The following is a 14,699-nucleotide window of genomic DNA, read 5'->3' as shown; positions in this document are numbered from 1 at the left end:
GGATTATACCTTAAGGTGGAAAAGCATTAATGAATCCTAGGCACAAATTCAATTAATGCTTTTCTATGAGGTTGTTATAAAAGGAATTATAGCCAGGTAGGCTTAGCCAAAAGTGCTTCAAAGTCCTTAGCAGGTAATGGTCGGCTATAGTGGAAACCTTGTCCGAACTCACAGTTTAGGTTTTTCAGGTAATCCACATGACGCTGTTCTTCGATGCCTTCTGCGACGATCTTAAGATCCAGCGCTTTTGCCATTGCTATGATTACGTTCACAAGCTCGCGGTCTGAGTCGTTCTCGAACATATTTTGCATAAAGCTACGATCAATCTTTAAGCGGTCGAACGGAAACTTCTGCAAGTAACTCAGCGCAGAATAACCAGTACCAAAATCATCAATAGTAAGTTTGGTGCCTAACGCTCGTAAGTTATTAAGCATGTCTAATAGCTCAGAATCGTGATTGAAGAGGAGACTTTCTGTCACTTCAATATCGAACTTATCTGACGGAAGACCAGACTCCTCAAGGCTGTGTTTAATAAACGTAAGTAAGCGCTCGCAGTACCTAAATTGAACACTAGAAAAGTTTACAGAAACAAACAACGGAGTCAGACTCTGCCATTGTGCCGCTTGTCGACACGCTTGTTGAATAGCAAACTCACCAATTTGATGAATTAAACCATTTTTCTCTGCAATAGAGATAAACTCTTCAGGGTTTACGAATCCGTACTTGTCATCATTCCAACGCATTAGCGCTTCTGCCCCTACGATTTTACCACTACTCAGCTCAATAATTGGCTGATAATACAGCTCTAACAACTGATTGGAGATCGCACTTCTCAGACGATTTTCCAGATCTAAGTAGCGTTGCAAGTCTTGGTTCATATTATGGTTATAAAAACAAAAGCCATCACGCCCATCTTGTTTCGCCCGATACATTGCCATATCTGCACATGCAAGAAGCTGCTCAGCGTTGTCTCCGTCATCCGGGAACACAGACATTCCAACGCTGCTACTCAAGAAGAATTCATGGTTGTTCCAAACAAACGGATCGTTAAACGCCGAAAGCACACTTGAAGCAACTCGCTTTGCAGTATCATTATCAGGCAAGTCTGGGATGACGAGTAAAAACTCATCCCCACCAATTCTCGCCAATAAGTCTGTTTTTCTTGCGACTTGATACAGTCGCTGAGCACTGAGTTTAAGGATTTCATCCCCAACAAAGTGTCCCATTGAATCGTTAATCTGCTTAAAGTGGTCTAAGTCGATGAACATCACCAAAACTTTAGACCCACTACGCGATGCCCTAATTAACTCCAAAGCCAATCGCTCGGAACCATAACTACGATTAGGTAAATTGGTTAATGTGTCATATTTAGCTTGGAAGGCGAGTTCTTTTTCAGACGCTTTTCGACGTTCAATTTCGTTCGTTAATTTTTTATTCTGTTGAGAAAGAATATCTTTACGCTTTTTTTCTTCCTCAAGCTTAATTTTCAATTCAATCCTATTATTGTTCGTGATGAATGCATAACATAAAGCAATGACGATCATAACGGCCAGAATACTCAAACCAATAATAAAGAGCCGTGATGTAAATATATCTCGTTCACTCAAAGGCTCGAACCACGCCATCAATTTGAAGTGGTGTTTATCCACAGGCACTTCAAAGTAAATTTTTCCGTCTACAGCCTCAGAAACGAAATAGTTCTCATCCTTATTGTGAGAAGGTGTTTTATTTATGGTATCCCATACAACCATTTCCACGTCTTTTATTTTTAGCACCATTCGGCTATAACTATCTTCGTGTTCTTGGTTAGTAAGTTGGTCAATAACAATATTCTTATTAAGATCGGCAATTAAAAAGGCAACAGGCTTTCCGGAGAACTTAACTTGCTTAATGACTTGAATGCGAACGTCATCATTGTATCGCGTCGCACAAACCTCTTCGGGATGCCCGTGTTGAGTCATTAAGGTTTGTATGTCCATTTTGTGCTCGGCAAGGTTTTCAGATCCAGTGGTGACAATGGTGACTCCATCACTGCCGACCAGCGTGAGCTTTTTATAGATTTGGCTGCTATTAATTAGCTTACTGTCTATCTTCTCATCGAAGCGACGCTTTAAATTAATTAAACTGGCACCTAACCCATACTCCATTGACATGCCAGAAGCTAAATTACCAAAGAATGTTTGTATTGTTTTATCTGTAGCTAGATTATCAACATCTTCACTCGCTATGGTAAATAAATTATCGAGTGTGCTTGCATAACTTTTTACTTTTAAATCTAGTTCTCTGTATTGAGATTCTTTTAATTTATTTTGACCTACGCTAGTCACAGTAATAAGCATAGCTAAGTAAATTGAAACTAATATTGCGCTTATTGTAATAAATCTTTTACTGGAAAATTTTTTAACGGCCTTATTCATCGGACTTTCTTTTTATCTTCTATAAAGTAATCGTTATAAAAGTAGTAAATAGATGGATAGTATTTTTTTACTAGTTTTTCGTATGATCCGTCTTTTTTTATCGAGTCTAAATAACGATCAAATGCTTTGCGTAATTCAGGGGAATTTTTACGGAATGCAACAGCCATTTTTTGATTTTCAGATATAGGGCCAATGACTTTTATTTCACCCGGCCATTTTTCGAGGGCAATTAGCGTATCCGCAACATCTAATAATGTGCTTTCCGCATCATTTTTCATTATCGCTGGAACCATCTCATTAAGGAGACGCGCCCCATCAGGTAATATAACTTTTGCACCTGTGTCATATAAGTCATAAAGGTTAGGATCCAAGCAAGAATGTTCTAAAGCTAACACTTCGCGACCATCGATCAGCTGCTTGACGTTTTTAACATCTTCATCGACCGACCCACTTGGTTTAATCGGGCTCAGACTAGAGTCGGATCTGGAAACCAACCATACACCTGAAGGAAAATAATCTTGTGAAAAATCGACAACCTCAGAGCGCCAATCAAGAATAGTAACGCCATTTGCGATCAAATCGCCTTCAATTGGAACACTTTCTCCGACAACAGCCTGCTTGTTGTGATATTGCACATTTTGCCCTGTCAACTTACCAACCACGTCGCTCCACTGTGCTGGAACATACTGGTACTGAACACCTAACGACTTGGCAAAACCTTTTATTATCTCTACATCCAAGCCAGTCAAAGTTTCCACTTCACCTTGTTCAATATAGGAGACAAAGTTAGCGTACGGGACACCAATATGACGCAGTACACCGCGTTCACGGATTTGTTGTAAATCGTCTGACCAAGCGGCAGACGACGCAACAGAGGTAACCATGAGCGCCACCGTCGCTAAAGTTCTTTTGAATGTTATGACTGACATAATAATATCCTTACCTTTCACAAAGCGCCCAATAATGGGCGCTTGAGTGATAAACAACGATGTTAGAACGACGAGTAATACAAATTCGTCATCGCCACTACGAGCCCTTCCACATCTTGTTCGTCATGGAACAAATGCGTAGAGATACGCAGCGCGTAAGTATCAAAGTCATCATCCTTATGCAGCTTAAAGCTAGTCGTACGGATGATGTAACCATACTCTTCACGTAAACGATCTCGGAATTCCGTCAGTATCTCTTCATTAGTTACATCGGAGAACGGGTTAACCGTCGTTAAGCCACTGGTTAAGCCTTCCACGTTTGGTGAATACATTTTGGCTTGTGGTAAGTACTCTTGAAGCAAGGTTTTACATAAACTACCAAGGCTTACAACTCGCTCTTCGATACGGTCTCGACCAATCTCATCCCACATTTTGCAACTATCAACTAGTGCTTGTTTCGCAGGATAGTTATCGTTACCAATGTATTGCATTTGCAGCTGTTTACCCAGGTAATCAGCATGAGAAAGTGAGGAGTTGATCAACCATAACGGGTTCTCTCGGTCACTCCAATACTCATTCAAACGGTTACCGTTATCACGAACATACAGAATACCCGTCGCGCCCGGACCACACTGCCACTTATGACCAGATCCTGCATAGAAATCACAATCCATATCGTGGAAATCAAGGTCAAACATACCGACCGTATGCGCGCCATCAACAAGAGTAGGTACACCATACTCTTTTGCTAAAGCACAAATGGCTTTTGCTGGTAGCGCGGTTCCTGTTTTGTATGTGATATGAGAGAAAACAATTAGGCGAACGTTTTGATTCGCATCAAGCGCGTCTCGGAACGCTTGAATGTAATCTTGCTCAGAAACGTTTTCGGTACCAGTAAATACTGGTAGTTGAATTTCTACCACATCCACACCAAAACGATGTTTCGCTACGTTCATAGGTGATGTTGCAGCAATATGTTCATGGTGTGTCGTTAGAATCACATCACCTGGTTCAAAGTGTAAGCCATTAATGATCGAGCATAAGCCATCAGTAGTGTTGCGGCTGAGAATGATCTCTTCTGGGTTAGCACCAAAACCTGGTGCGACGTCTTTAACCATCTCAGAAACATACGGCCAAGAGCCAAATTTGCCTTTCATATCCCAAGGGTATTTAGCCACCAGCTTGTTGTTATGCTCGTAATCTTCAAGAACATGTTTTGGCATTGAACCTGTTGTACCAATGTTCATGTAAGTGGTTCGTTTATCCAAAACGAACTGTCTTCGCACTTTACGCCAGAAGCGCTTATCGTGTTTTCTACCTAGCCCGCGGCTGCTCCAATCAATTTTCTGTTCTCGTGCTTGAGCTACGCCTGAGAAAGCGGAAGCACTCACACCAGCAACAACAGCTCCTGTTGCGCCTTTCAGAAAATTACGGCGGCTGCTATTAGTCTGAATAGATTCCTTGTCTTTCATCTTTTTCAATCCTTGTCGGAAATTAGCCATATTATTAATTTTAAGTGCGTAACTATCTGTTACTAAAACATTATTACCCATTACAATCAGAGTTTAATTTTTTCCTCTGCCATTAAGTGACTTTAGTTCCAATTTTTTATCTTATTTGATGATATAAGCAACAGTTTGACCACAAATCTATAAACAACAATGTTCACATTAATATATTCGTTAATTTGATTATTCTTTATTGCGGACAATTCCACCAAATTCTTTATAAAACAATTATGAGCTTTGTTATAAAGTCATTAAAAATTTAACTTTGCGTTAATTTAAAAATATTCAGGCTATTTTAAGATTGGCGTCTATTCTTTTTATATCTTAACGATCTCAACATGTTAAGACTAAATAAAAGAAAGCTGATTTCGGATCGAGATATCAGTTTAAGACCATAAAGTGATACACATCACTCTATGACATAAACTCACCGCTCAACAGACATAAGTAAAACAGGTTTTCACTAATATGTGCTTGAGCGTACACCCTAAAAGAAGGAGGTCCCATGTTAAAAGGATTGCTATGCATTTCAGTTGCATCCGCTCTTGTCGCCGCCCCTAACGCGCTAGCAAAAACGGTAGAAATGACTGCTCTCAACACCAATGAGAGCGCTGGTACCATTGAGATTTCACAAAGTGATTATGGCGTTGTTTTTACGCCTCAATTATCAGGTTTGTCAGCAGGTGTGCACGGTTTCCATGTTCACACTAATCCATCTTGCGATAGCATAGAAAAGGATGACAAAACCGTATTAGGCGGCGCAGCAGGTGGCCATTATGATCCTAACAACACAGGGAAGCATGGCTATCCTTGGACCGATGACAATCATTTAGGCGACTTGCCTCCACTCTATGTGGACATGGACGGCAATGCCAATCAGCCCGTTGTCGCGCCTCGCCTAAAATTATCGGATTTAAAAGGTCGAGCGTTAATGATCCATGCAGGTGGTGACAATCACTCCGATCACCCAAGTAAGCTAGGTGGTGGCGGCGCTCGCGTCGTATGTGGTGTTATTGAATAAACATTAACTTATGTCTCACACTTCTCTTTAGATTGCGAGAAGTGTGAACTTCTGTTGATATTGAGAGGATGTTGCATTGGTCTCAAGGTAGCTGTGGTGAAGCATTAAGATCGATTGGACAATCTTCGTCCCAATCCCCAAAGAACCGCCCTCCGCTTCTTCCTCGATATGATTAACGAAGGTAAAGTGGATACGCGACTTATCCTCACTCAAATGCGCTTGGCAATGCACTTCCGAACCAATTGGGCTGTGGCGTAAAGCATTTTCAAGTAAGTTAAGCACCAACCGCTCCAATAGCCCCTTATCACCCACGGTTTGGATTTCGCTATCGATATCCACTTTCAACACCACTTCTTTACGAGAAAACTGGCTCTGCATCGTTTCGGCACATTCTGCCATCAACGTGCCAAGATCCACGGGGCGGTACTCGTAGTTTGGCATTGGAGCTTCTTTACGCGCTGCGTCTAATAGAGAGTGCAATTGAGTTGAGAGCTTCTCACAATTTCGAAAAGCAACGTCAATCAAAGGATCGGATTCAGGATGTTGCAAACGCCATGTTTCCAAATAGCCAAGCACACTCGATAACGGCGTTTTTAAATCGTGACTGAGCTGCAACAAGCTTTGACGACGATGAGACGATTGATACTCCAACTGTAAAAATTGCTGCTGAATGTGCTTCGCCATCATCTGATAAGAGTGAGCAATCGGCACGAGTTCTGGCACTTGGTGAGTAAAATCAGGTTGCAGGCGGAAATCATGTTCAGCTTGTTGTTGAAGTTGCTTGGTCACACGTTCAATCGGATTCAATAGACTACGTTTGACCAGCACATAAGCCCCGAGGGCAAAGCCTAAAATGGACACTAAGACCAATCCTGCCAGCGCGATGTAAGGAGTATCGACTTGAGCATTGGCAATGGCGTCATGTCGGGTACTGCCAATCACCACGTAGAGATAACCGATCGTAGAGCCTAATTCTTCTATCGCAGCGACAGAAAAGACTTTGTGCTCGCCACGATTACGTGGGTCTTCACCCAAAATAGGAAAAGGCTGGTCATTTAAGAATTGCTTAATGGGATTGAGATCCACCTTCCCCATGATCTCCGCCCCTTCCGGTGCTGCATGAGTGGTGATGTTGCCTTGGCTATCAAGGAAGTAGATTTCAAAATCAGGGCCGATCAGCATGAGCGTGTGAAAAATCGACTTAAGTGCTTTAGGGTTGTAATCCGTCCCGATCATCAGCGGATTATCGTCACGCATATGGCTAGCTAGCTCTTTATGCAGGCTTTGCTTAGTGCGTAACTCAATGGTTTCTTTTTGCCAATTGTAAGTCAGTGCAATCACCACCGCCGCGAGGCAAAACCACAAGCTAGTAAATACTACCAAGCGAGATTTGAAGCTCATCCTATCGCCTCCTTAAACAGCGGTGTTTTTGAAACACCCGTGATGATTGAAAAATGACGGTGAAAACAACTGCCGACTTACTGTCTTGGCTTGATGTTTTGACTTACTTTCTTGCATTAGTGTCTTGGTTGAAACTTATATCCAACACCCCACACGGTTTGAATGAAGTGATGATCAGAATCAGACAACGACAACTTGCTACGTAAACGGTTTATGGTGCTACACACCGTGTGGTGATAACCAGAATGACTGGTGTTCCATACGTGATCGAGCAATTCATCTTTACTGTAGACTCTGCCCGGGCGAGTCGCGAGAAACTGCAGCAAAGTAAACTCTGTCGCGGTAAGAGTGACATCCTTGTCGTTTAGGGATACTTGGTGCAACTCCGGAATGATTCTCAGCGGACCAAAATCCATCGCATCGTCGAGGACTTCATCTACTACTTTGGCTTCTGCGGTTTGGCTGACTCTGCGTAACACGTTTCGCACTCGTGCTTGGAATTCTAATACGCTAAATGGCTTAGTGATGTAGTCATCAACGCCCGCTTCTAAACCGTCAACCTTGTCCATTTCACCGTCTCTGGCTGTCAGCATGAGCACTGGGCTCCAATCTTGTTGCTGACGCAAATAATGGCAAATGTCTAGACCATCACCATCTGGTAAACCTCGGTCAAGGATCAATAAATCAAAGGGTTGTTGCTGGTATTGCGTTTTAGCATCGGCGACATTTGTGGCTCGCGATACTTGGTGTCCTTGAAACTTGAGATGCATCTGAACCAGTTCTGCCAAATCATTGTCATCTTCCACCAACAAGATGTTCGCGACTAAATTGATTGCCTGTTGTTCCATGGTCCTTTCCTTGCCTTCGAGTATCCTCACTTTGCACATGACCGGAACAAATTAGAAATTCTTTCAAAAAAGGTTCCGATGACGCCATGAGGGATAAAGCGCTCGGCTACAAGCGCTTTGGAAAGGAGACGTCATCGGAGCCTGTGTTACTCGACTCGAGTGATGGTGACTTTCGCACCTGGGTTCAGGAAACGATGGTTCGCAGAAAGTGCTGAGTTTGCTAATCCATCATCTTGGCTAACTACTCCCGCATGAAAAGCAACAACGTCATTGCTGTCATTACGAGCGGCATTGAAACCCTCACCGCCACCTGCTGGGCCTGGGATGGTTGCGGCAAGCTCATCGTTTAGCTCTGTACCGGAATCCCAAACGTTCATGCTCATTTCGTAGCTTTCACCTACTGCGAGCGATTTGAGCGATAGCCCCGTTTCGCCAACAAAGGCATCATTGGTATTCACAAACATAGACGCCACAGACAAGTAACCGTAACGACTAGGGTCAACCATGATGGTGACTTCGTCCGATGCACCCGGCAACACCAATCCATTGCCCGAAATACCTTGGTAAACACTGTCATTGCTGTTCATCAATTCAATTAGCTCTGCGTTACTACCGCCTTCGGCAAGATGCTCAAGTTCTACAGATGCGGCTTGTCCAATTTCAAACAGTTGGTAGTCACCATTGTGAGTGAGTACCGCGAGCGGAGACATTGGTTGATTCGCAGTCAAGTTCGCCACGTTGACGGTGTAGCGGTACGATTTCACTACATCGTTATCATCATCGCTTGGACAACCGGCGAGCAAGCCGACTGAAGCTGCTACTAGTAAGATTCTGTATTTCATACATCCCCCTTACTTCACAACGATTGTGATGGTTGCGACTGGGTTTAACCAACGATGGCTGCTGCTGTCTAGGTCACTGATACCGCCAGTCGGGTCACTATCACCAAGGTTACCCGGATGCACGTGAACTTTGTCGTTAGTTACCGTTGCTTCAACGCCTGTGCCGCCAGTACCAAAGGTAATGAAAGGTGGGTTTGGCATGCTAGACGCAAGTTCATCGTTCGCTTCTGTACCAGCATCGTAACTTCTTAGCGTTGCTCGGTATGTACCTGCTTCCGTTGGAATCTTCCAACTATCTAGACCGACAAAACCGTCATTGGTTGGCAGCAACATCGCGCTCAGAGAAAGATATCCGTGGTCGCCACTGTCTAAGGTGAAGGTGGTTGCAACACCCGGATTCAAAATACCACCAGCAGGGTTCTCTACCACCGCACCACCAGCGTTACCAATCACACTAGCAAGCCCAGAGATATCACCGCCTTCTGCCATTGCTTCTAGTTCTGGCGTTGCTGCTTGACCCGTTCTGAACATTTGAAGATCAGAACCATGTGCGGCAACAATAAGAGGCGTAAAGTAGATGCCTTTGGTTGCGTTTGTCACGGTGATTTCCAATTCCGCCGCATTCACTGATGCAGAGCCTAGTGCCATAGCGACTGAAGTCATGACGAGTCCGAGTTGGGTACGTTTTTTCATTGTGATTCCATCCTTTAATGAGGGTTGAACTACCCAAGCCCATGTGTACGGCTTTACTTCTTTGTTCGTGACTTGAGTAGGTTAAGCATTACGTTTCGAACGTTTTGCGTTCTTGCCTCTAAGAATGACGAGCAAATCTATCAGCAACTTCATCGAATTCTCATAAAATTCTCACAAGTTCTGTTCGAATTCTGTCAGCAGCACTTTTTTACTCTTAATCAGGTGTTTACACTTCGCGCTTTCCCCTCCTACAATGCGGTATTCCCTGTTTAAATCACGATTCTCACCATGATTCATAACGTTCTGTCTGCCTACTATGGCGAAATCTACGGCATCGCTTTTTTCAACCACTACTTGAGCCATTACGCCCAAAGTGAACAACAAACGCTGTGGCAAATCTTGATTGAAGTGGAAGAACTCACTGCAGAAAAGCTCAGACCTGTACTTCTGACAAATGGCATGGATATCGAAAGTCGACACCAAGAGATGCTGGATAAAGGCTTGGCAGATGCAACCAAGTGGATTGGTTTACCATGGCAAGAGTTAATGGCGACTCTTTTGAAGTGGGTGGAACCTTATGAGGTTAAGTATCGAGAGTGGCATGAAGAAGTGAAAGATTCACAGCAGTATTCAACCGCTGAGCAAGAAGCTATCGAATTGATTGCAGACCACGAAACGGCCATTTATCACTGTTGGCAGCAATACCATACTGGTGAATCTGGCTTGCCTGCACTCAATGCATTTTTGGCAAAATATCGTTAAAGCGAGACGGTGACACTTGAACCTCGTGAAACCGTACCAGACAATATCGTTATTCCGCTGCGCAGAACTGAACAATTATGGTTAATCCAAAACTCATTGCCCTACTTCCTGATCTTGCTTCGTTTATCTTGGTGGTAAACGAAGGCAGTTTTACCGCTGCTGCTAAACAACTCGGCGTAACGCCATCGGCTTTAAGTAAGTTGATCACACGGTTGGAACAAGCCCTCTCGGTCAAACTGTTTGAGCGCACGACTCGTAAGTTGATCATCACTCAAGCTGGGCAAAAGGTTTACGACCAAAGCATCGCAATGGTGAATGCAGCGCAGCAAGCCGTTGAGCTATCTGCGGAAGATCATGCTGAGCCAACAGGCGCACTCACAGTAGCAGCCCCTGAAGCATTTCTTAATTCGGTGCTTCAACCGTTTGTGTTGCCATTCCTAGAACGTTATCCAAATATTCAGCTTAAGCTGCGTGCAGCAGATGGTGAGATCGATCTGTTCCGCCAAGGTATTGATGTCGCCTTTAAGCTCACCGACAAACCCGATGAGAATCTGGTACTCAAAGAGATCAGCAAGACCAACCTTGTTTTGTGCGCCTCTCCAGATTACCTAGCCAAACATGGTATGCCTGAGCATCCCACTGAACTTGAGCAGCACGACTGTATTTACCTTGCCGAGAACGACAAAGACAACATCTGGTCGTTCTTTAAAGAGGAAGCCTTTCATTCGATTGCAGTAAGTGGACGCTACGCCGTCAACCATTCTCAAATGCGCTTGAATGGGGTTAAGTCTGGCTTGGGAATTGGAATCTTCCATGACTTCGTGATCAAAGACGCGTTAGAGCAAGGTGAAGTGGTGGAGGTTCTGCCGGATTGGATGATCAAGAGTAACTACCACGGCGCTATCGCGATGCAGTATGCACAAACTAAATACATGCCTGCTCGTCTGCGCGTGTTTATCGACTTCGTTAAGGAGCATTTAGTCTCCGACGATACTAACCATGCTTGAAGAGGCTAACCATGTTTAATGCCATTCATCACGTCGCGATCATTTGCAGCGATTACCCAAGGTCAAAACGCTTTTACACTGAAGTGTTGGGATTGAAAGTCATTGCTGAGAACTATCGCGAAGCCAGAGACTCATACAAGCTTGACCTCGCTTTACCTGACGGCAGCCAAGTTGAACTGTTTAGCTTTCCGGGGGCACCCAATAGACCGAGCTTTCCTGAAGCACAAGGGCTAAGGCATCTCGCTTTTTTGGTTGATGATGTTGAACAGGTGAAAACCTACCTAGAATCGAATGACGTTGAAGTTGAGCCAATTCGTATTGACGAATTCACAGGCAAAGCCTTTACCTTCTTCCAAGACCCAGATGGCTTGCCGCTGGAGATTTACCAGAAATAAAAAGAGCCAGCACGTCGCTGGCTCTTTTACTATTTCATTCTTTGTCTGTTACTAATTCAACGCCGTTTTCAGCTTCTCAACGCGGTTGAACAACAGCCAATCCAGAGTGAGAACCGTAACAATCGCCAAACCGCCCATCGGGAACGCCAGACACAATACTACCAACGTTACTAAGCCAAGCTTCCAAATGCCGTCTTGCTGAAACTTAGGTGGCGCACCCAATGCAGCACTGCGACTTGGTCTACGAATCCACCACATCACCACACCTGTGATTGAGATTAAGATGAACGCCAAACAGAACACCACGTTGAGCACTTTGTTAAACACACTGACATCGCCTTGATGCAATGACACACCTGCCGCCATGAACTTGGCAAACAAACTGTAATCTTGCCACGTGACGTCCACCAACAAGCGACCGGAATATTGGTCAAAGTGGCTGATGCGATCTTGTCTTGGGTCGGAGATATCGCCACCCATGGAGTTAGCTGCAACGGTGTAAACGCCCGTCTCAGAGCGTGGCAAAAACAGCTTATAGCCAGTGAAGCCCATCATTTCAGCCTTGAGGATGATATCATCAATAGAGAGCGCATCATGGTTGCCTGCGTATGCCATATCTTCCTTCATATTGGCATGATCATGAGCGGGTTTGTCTTTCGATTCAGGCACAGCAGCAAGCTCTAAGTTCCATGGCATCTCTTCTGATGCACCATGATTCAGGTCTTTGTGTGTCAGTGTCGACTCTGGTTTCTCACCCCATGTGTAATAGGTTGGGAAGGTATTCCAAGCTTGCACCATTTTCGCGCCCCATATCCCAGCCCAAGACAGACCTGAAATCAAAAAGAACAACAGAACAATTGATAGCACACCGCCTAAATTCGCATGCAGATCTCGCATCAAAATACGAGTTCCACTGCCAAAACGAATTTTCAAAAAGCCAGCACGGCTTGCGTTGTCTCTTGGTAACCACAGGTACAAACCAGACACCAACAGTAAAATGCCTAAACTGGCGGCGATTTCAATTAAACGGTCGCCTAAGTCTCCGATGAGCAACGTACCGTGAATGCTGTTCATCAGTTCATAGATGCTATCACCACGATTAATGGTGCCTTGTACGTCTCCTGTATAAGGATTTACTGCAACAATCAGTGAGCTGCCTTCTTGGTTTTGAATCGAGAAGCGGTTGGCAATATCGGCCGTTTTAGCAGGTACAAATTGAGTGACATTAAAATCGGGGTAGGCCTGCTTTACGGTTTCTAATTGTACAGAGACGGGAACCATTTGCTCTTGTGGTGAAACTTGTAATGTCGCTTCGTATCGAGCCAATTCGATTTCGTCATCAAACAACATCACCAACCCCGTGAGGGAAAGCATGAGCATAAATGGAATGACGAACAAACCTGCGTAAAAGTGCCATCGCCACGTCATAAAGTAGATGGATTTTAAGCGTGAGGCTTCCTTGAGTTGAGGCTTTGCCGAGTTTCTCAACATGTGTATTTTCCTTTTTTCATTGTTGAACACCCAAATTCAGTCAAACGCATCCTGCACATACACATTCGTATGCGGCGCTAATTGACTTAGATTTGGGAGTACCACTGCTCGAAGTGGCAGTGTTGTTGGCTATATACCCAAGTGACTTCAAGATGCTGGATTCAGAGCGTTGTCATTGATTCGAGTGCAAAGAAAACAACGCTGTGTAATAGACAACTCTTTCCAAGTTGTTTGAAGCAGCAATCGGAGCAATGACACGCTCCCGAAGGGCGAGTTGTCTTGGCTTGTATACTTTGTTGTCGATATCTTGATTTAGACCCACTAGACCTTTAAATCGCCGCCGCGTCTACAAACCAAGTCATTCTCGCTAAACCAAGCATCTCGAGGTTACTTGGGTATCGTGTAATTGTTTTTGTTATGAGAAAAGGGAAACTGGCGGCGCTCTAGGAACTGGTGTTTCAAATCGCACACTTAGAGCCAAATAAGCGTAGCTGTCAGAAGTCACCAAGCTCTGTCTTGAAAGTATCGGTGTCGTTGGAAGTGTATCGTGATGAAAAGTCGAGAAGTGGCTAAACGGACAAGGCTTGCCTTTGTGGCTGACCGAATTGTCGCCCTCTTCTATTTGGACCAACTCAAATCCGTTAAGCGTACATAGCGTCGCCCACACGCCCATGCTGTTACCATGAGCATTGATAACAGGCATCAGTGTCACTAGCACCCAACTGAGAGCACTAGCAAATAACATCGAGCGGTAAAAAGGAATTAATCTACGCATAACGGTGACTTAACAAATTTCACACAGCGTAACCAATTTTGAGTGATAGCTCAAAAAACAGTATCAATAAGTGGTTGCTACCTCACAGGTTTTCTTGAATGCATCGATTGACAGGCGCAAAAAAGCCCGCCGAAATGGCAGGCTGATAATGTGTTCATTCATTACTTAGAGATAACGCGTAACCCACTGCCACGAGCAAATGCTCCGCTCAGTAGATAATTAGCCGAACAACTTGCTCCAAATGCTTGGATTGCGCTTGTCGTGGTACTCTTCACGAAGACTATCGATTTCACGCAGTTGAGCTTTTGCTTCTTGTAGCTTGCCCGCATCAAGATCCGCTTCAATCTTATCTAGCGTTACCGTCAGCTTGTTAAAGCCTTCTAAGTAAGTATCAAACTTCTCTGGTGGGTAATTACCACGCTTAGATTGTTCAACAATCGCTTGCAAGCTATCAATCGCAGATTTCATGGTTTCAACATCAGACGCTTCCGCCGCCTGTTTGAATTCCATCTTCATCTGTTTCATGTTTTGTTTTAAATCAACCGCTTCTGCCATTGCGTATGTTGAGCCAAACGCAATCGCACACCCTAGGACTAAAGGACGTAACATT

General features: G+C 44.2%; 14 protein-coding genes. 4 read left to right on the top strand and 10 right to left on the bottom strand.

The features are described from left to right. Positions 1-86: 86 nt before the first annotated feature. The 3 genes from R7Z47_RS01710 to R7Z47_RS01700 all read right to left on the bottom strand — a co-directional run bounded on the left by R7Z47_RS01710 (position 87) and on the right by R7Z47_RS01700 (position 4,818). Positions 87-2,417, bottom strand: a complete 2,331-nt coding sequence (locus tag R7Z47_RS01710) for a putative bifunctional diguanylate cyclase/phosphodiesterase (RefSeq protein WP_005375094.1) — start codon at positions 2,415-2,417, stop codon at positions 87-89. Further along, complete coding sequence (locus R7Z47_RS01705; RefSeq protein ID WP_005375093.1) at positions 2,414-3,346, bottom strand: transporter substrate-binding domain-containing protein; 933 nt, start codon at positions 3,344-3,346, stop codon at positions 2,414-2,416. Before R7Z47_RS01705 ends, R7Z47_RS01710 begins: the two co-directional genes overlap by 4 nt. Positions 3,347-3,408: 62 nt before the next feature. Next, on the bottom strand, positions 3,409-4,818 hold the full coding sequence (locus tag R7Z47_RS01700) for an aminotransferase class V-fold PLP-dependent enzyme (protein ID WP_005375092.1): 1,410 nt from the start codon (positions 4,816-4,818) through the stop codon (positions 3,409-3,411). 541 nt (positions 4,819-5,359) lie between these two features. Here R7Z47_RS01700 and R7Z47_RS01695 point away from each other — a divergent pair. Further along, positions 5,360-5,875, top strand: coding sequence for a superoxide dismutase family protein (locus R7Z47_RS01695; protein ID WP_005375091.1), 516 nt, complete (start codon positions 5,360-5,362; stop codon positions 5,873-5,875). A 27-nt stretch (positions 5,876-5,902) separates the two neighbouring features. Here the strand turns inward: R7Z47_RS01695 and R7Z47_RS01690 are convergent, their stop codons facing one another. The 4 genes from R7Z47_RS01690 to R7Z47_RS01675 all read right to left on the bottom strand — a co-directional run bounded on the left by R7Z47_RS01690 (position 5,903) and on the right by R7Z47_RS01675 (position 9,659). Next, positions 5,903-7,276 (bottom strand): sensor histidine kinase, encoded by a 1,374-nt coding sequence (locus R7Z47_RS01690; RefSeq protein WP_167415870.1) that lies wholly within the window; start codon positions 7,274-7,276, stop codon positions 5,903-5,905. Positions 7,277-7,392: 116 nt separating this feature from the next. Continuing rightward, positions 7,393-8,124: a response regulator transcription factor gene (locus R7Z47_RS01685; protein WP_167415869.1), complete on the bottom strand. Its 732-nt coding sequence runs from the start codon at positions 8,122-8,124 to the stop codon at positions 7,393-7,395. 146 nt (positions 8,125-8,270) lie between these two features. Continuing rightward, positions 8,271-8,966 (bottom strand): spondin domain-containing protein, encoded by a 696-nt coding sequence (locus R7Z47_RS01680; protein ID WP_262606618.1) that lies wholly within the window; start codon positions 8,964-8,966, stop codon positions 8,271-8,273. A 9-nt stretch (positions 8,967-8,975) separates the two neighbouring features. Continuing rightward, entirely contained in the window at positions 8,976-9,659 is a 684-nt protein-coding gene (locus tag R7Z47_RS01675; RefSeq protein WP_005384002.1) for a spondin domain-containing protein, read from the bottom strand. A 288-nt stretch (positions 9,660-9,947) separates the two neighbouring features. Between R7Z47_RS01675 and R7Z47_RS01670 the strand changes: the two genes are divergently transcribed. The 3 genes from R7Z47_RS01670 (at position 9,948) to R7Z47_RS01660 (ending at position 11,823) form a co-directional block, all read left to right on the top strand. After that, the gene (locus R7Z47_RS01670) at positions 9,948-10,421 is read left to right on the top strand and encodes a hypothetical protein (protein WP_005384003.1); all 474 of its coding nucleotides are present in this window, start codon (positions 9,948-9,950) and stop codon (positions 10,419-10,421) included. Between the two features lie 77 nt (positions 10,422-10,498). Further along, complete coding sequence (locus R7Z47_RS01665) at positions 10,499-11,428, top strand: LysR family transcriptional regulator (protein WP_005384005.1); 930 nt, start codon at positions 10,499-10,501, stop codon at positions 11,426-11,428. Between the two features lie 11 nt (positions 11,429-11,439). Beyond that, positions 11,440-11,823: a VOC family protein gene (locus tag R7Z47_RS01660; RefSeq protein WP_005384006.1), complete on the top strand. Its 384-nt coding sequence runs from the start codon at positions 11,440-11,442 to the stop codon at positions 11,821-11,823. 51 nt (positions 11,824-11,874) lie between these two features. Here the strand turns inward: R7Z47_RS01660 and R7Z47_RS01655 are convergent, their stop codons facing one another. The 3 genes from R7Z47_RS01655 to R7Z47_RS01645 form a co-directional block, all read right to left on the bottom strand. Next, positions 11,875-13,314, bottom strand: a complete 1,440-nt coding sequence (locus R7Z47_RS01655) for a PepSY-associated TM helix domain-containing protein (RefSeq protein ID WP_262606619.1) — start codon at positions 13,312-13,314, stop codon at positions 11,875-11,877. 415 nt (positions 13,315-13,729) lie between these two features. Further along, positions 13,730-14,089, bottom strand: a complete 360-nt coding sequence (locus tag R7Z47_RS01650; RefSeq protein ID WP_080276971.1) for a hypothetical protein — start codon at positions 14,087-14,089, stop codon at positions 13,730-13,732. 219 nt (positions 14,090-14,308) lie between these two features. Next, positions 14,309-14,698: a cytochrome b562 gene (locus R7Z47_RS01645; protein WP_021035869.1), complete on the bottom strand. Its 390-nt coding sequence runs from the start codon at positions 14,696-14,698 to the stop codon at positions 14,309-14,311. Position 14,699 lies beyond the last annotated feature (1 nt).

The organism is Vibrio sp. 1641 (assembly GCF_033339995.1).
GTDB lineage: Bacteria > Pseudomonadota > Gammaproteobacteria > Enterobacterales > Vibrionaceae > Vibrio > Vibrio alginolyticus.
The sequence above is the reverse complement of the archived record's forward strand: the minus strand, read 5'-3'. Positions and strand labels throughout refer to the sequence as shown.

What these genes read in the sequence shown, in the direction of transcription:
- R7Z47_RS01710 (WP_005375094.1), bottom strand. Translation starts at nt 2,417, where the DNA reads ATGAATAAGGCCGTTAAAAAATTTTCCAGTAAAAGATTTATTACAATA.
- R7Z47_RS01705 (WP_005375093.1), bottom strand. Translation starts at nt 3,346, where the DNA reads ATGTCAGTCATAACATTCAAAAGAACTTTAGCGACGGTGGCGCTCATG.
- R7Z47_RS01700 (WP_005375092.1), bottom strand. Translation starts at nt 4,818, where the DNA reads ATGAAAGACAAGGAATCTATTCAGACTAATAGCAGCCGCCGTAATTTT.
- R7Z47_RS01695 (WP_005375091.1), top strand. Translation starts at nt 5,360, where the DNA reads ATGTTAAAAGGATTGCTATGCATTTCAGTTGCATCCGCTCTTGTCGCC.
- R7Z47_RS01690 (WP_167415870.1), bottom strand. Translation starts at nt 7,276, where the DNA reads ATGAGCTTCAAATCTCGCTTGGTAGTATTTACTAGCTTGTGGTTTTGC.
- R7Z47_RS01685 (WP_167415869.1), bottom strand. Translation starts at nt 8,124, where the DNA reads ATGGAACAACAGGCAATCAATTTAGTCGCGAACATCTTGTTGGTGGAA.
- R7Z47_RS01680 (WP_262606618.1), bottom strand. Translation starts at nt 8,966, where the DNA reads ATGAAATACAGAATCTTACTAGTAGCAGCTTCAGTCGGCTTGCTCGCC.
- R7Z47_RS01675 (WP_005384002.1), bottom strand. Translation starts at nt 9,659, where the DNA reads ATGAAAAAACGTACCCAACTCGGACTCGTCATGACTTCAGTCGCTATG.
- R7Z47_RS01670 (WP_005384003.1), top strand. Translation starts at nt 9,948, where the DNA reads ATGATTCATAACGTTCTGTCTGCCTACTATGGCGAAATCTACGGCATC.
- R7Z47_RS01665 (WP_005384005.1), top strand. Translation starts at nt 10,499, where the DNA reads ATGGTTAATCCAAAACTCATTGCCCTACTTCCTGATCTTGCTTCGTTT.
- R7Z47_RS01660 (WP_005384006.1), top strand. Translation starts at nt 11,440, where the DNA reads ATGTTTAATGCCATTCATCACGTCGCGATCATTTGCAGCGATTACCCA.
- R7Z47_RS01655 (WP_262606619.1), bottom strand. Translation starts at nt 13,314, where the DNA reads ATGTTGAGAAACTCGGCAAAGCCTCAACTCAAGGAAGCCTCACGCTTA.
- R7Z47_RS01650 (WP_080276971.1), bottom strand. Translation starts at nt 14,089, where the DNA reads ATGCGTAGATTAATTCCTTTTTACCGCTCGATGTTATTTGCTAGTGCT.
- R7Z47_RS01645 (WP_021035869.1), bottom strand. Translation starts at nt 14,698, where the DNA reads ATGTTACGTCCTTTAGTCCTAGGGTGTGCGATTGCGTTTGGCTCAACA.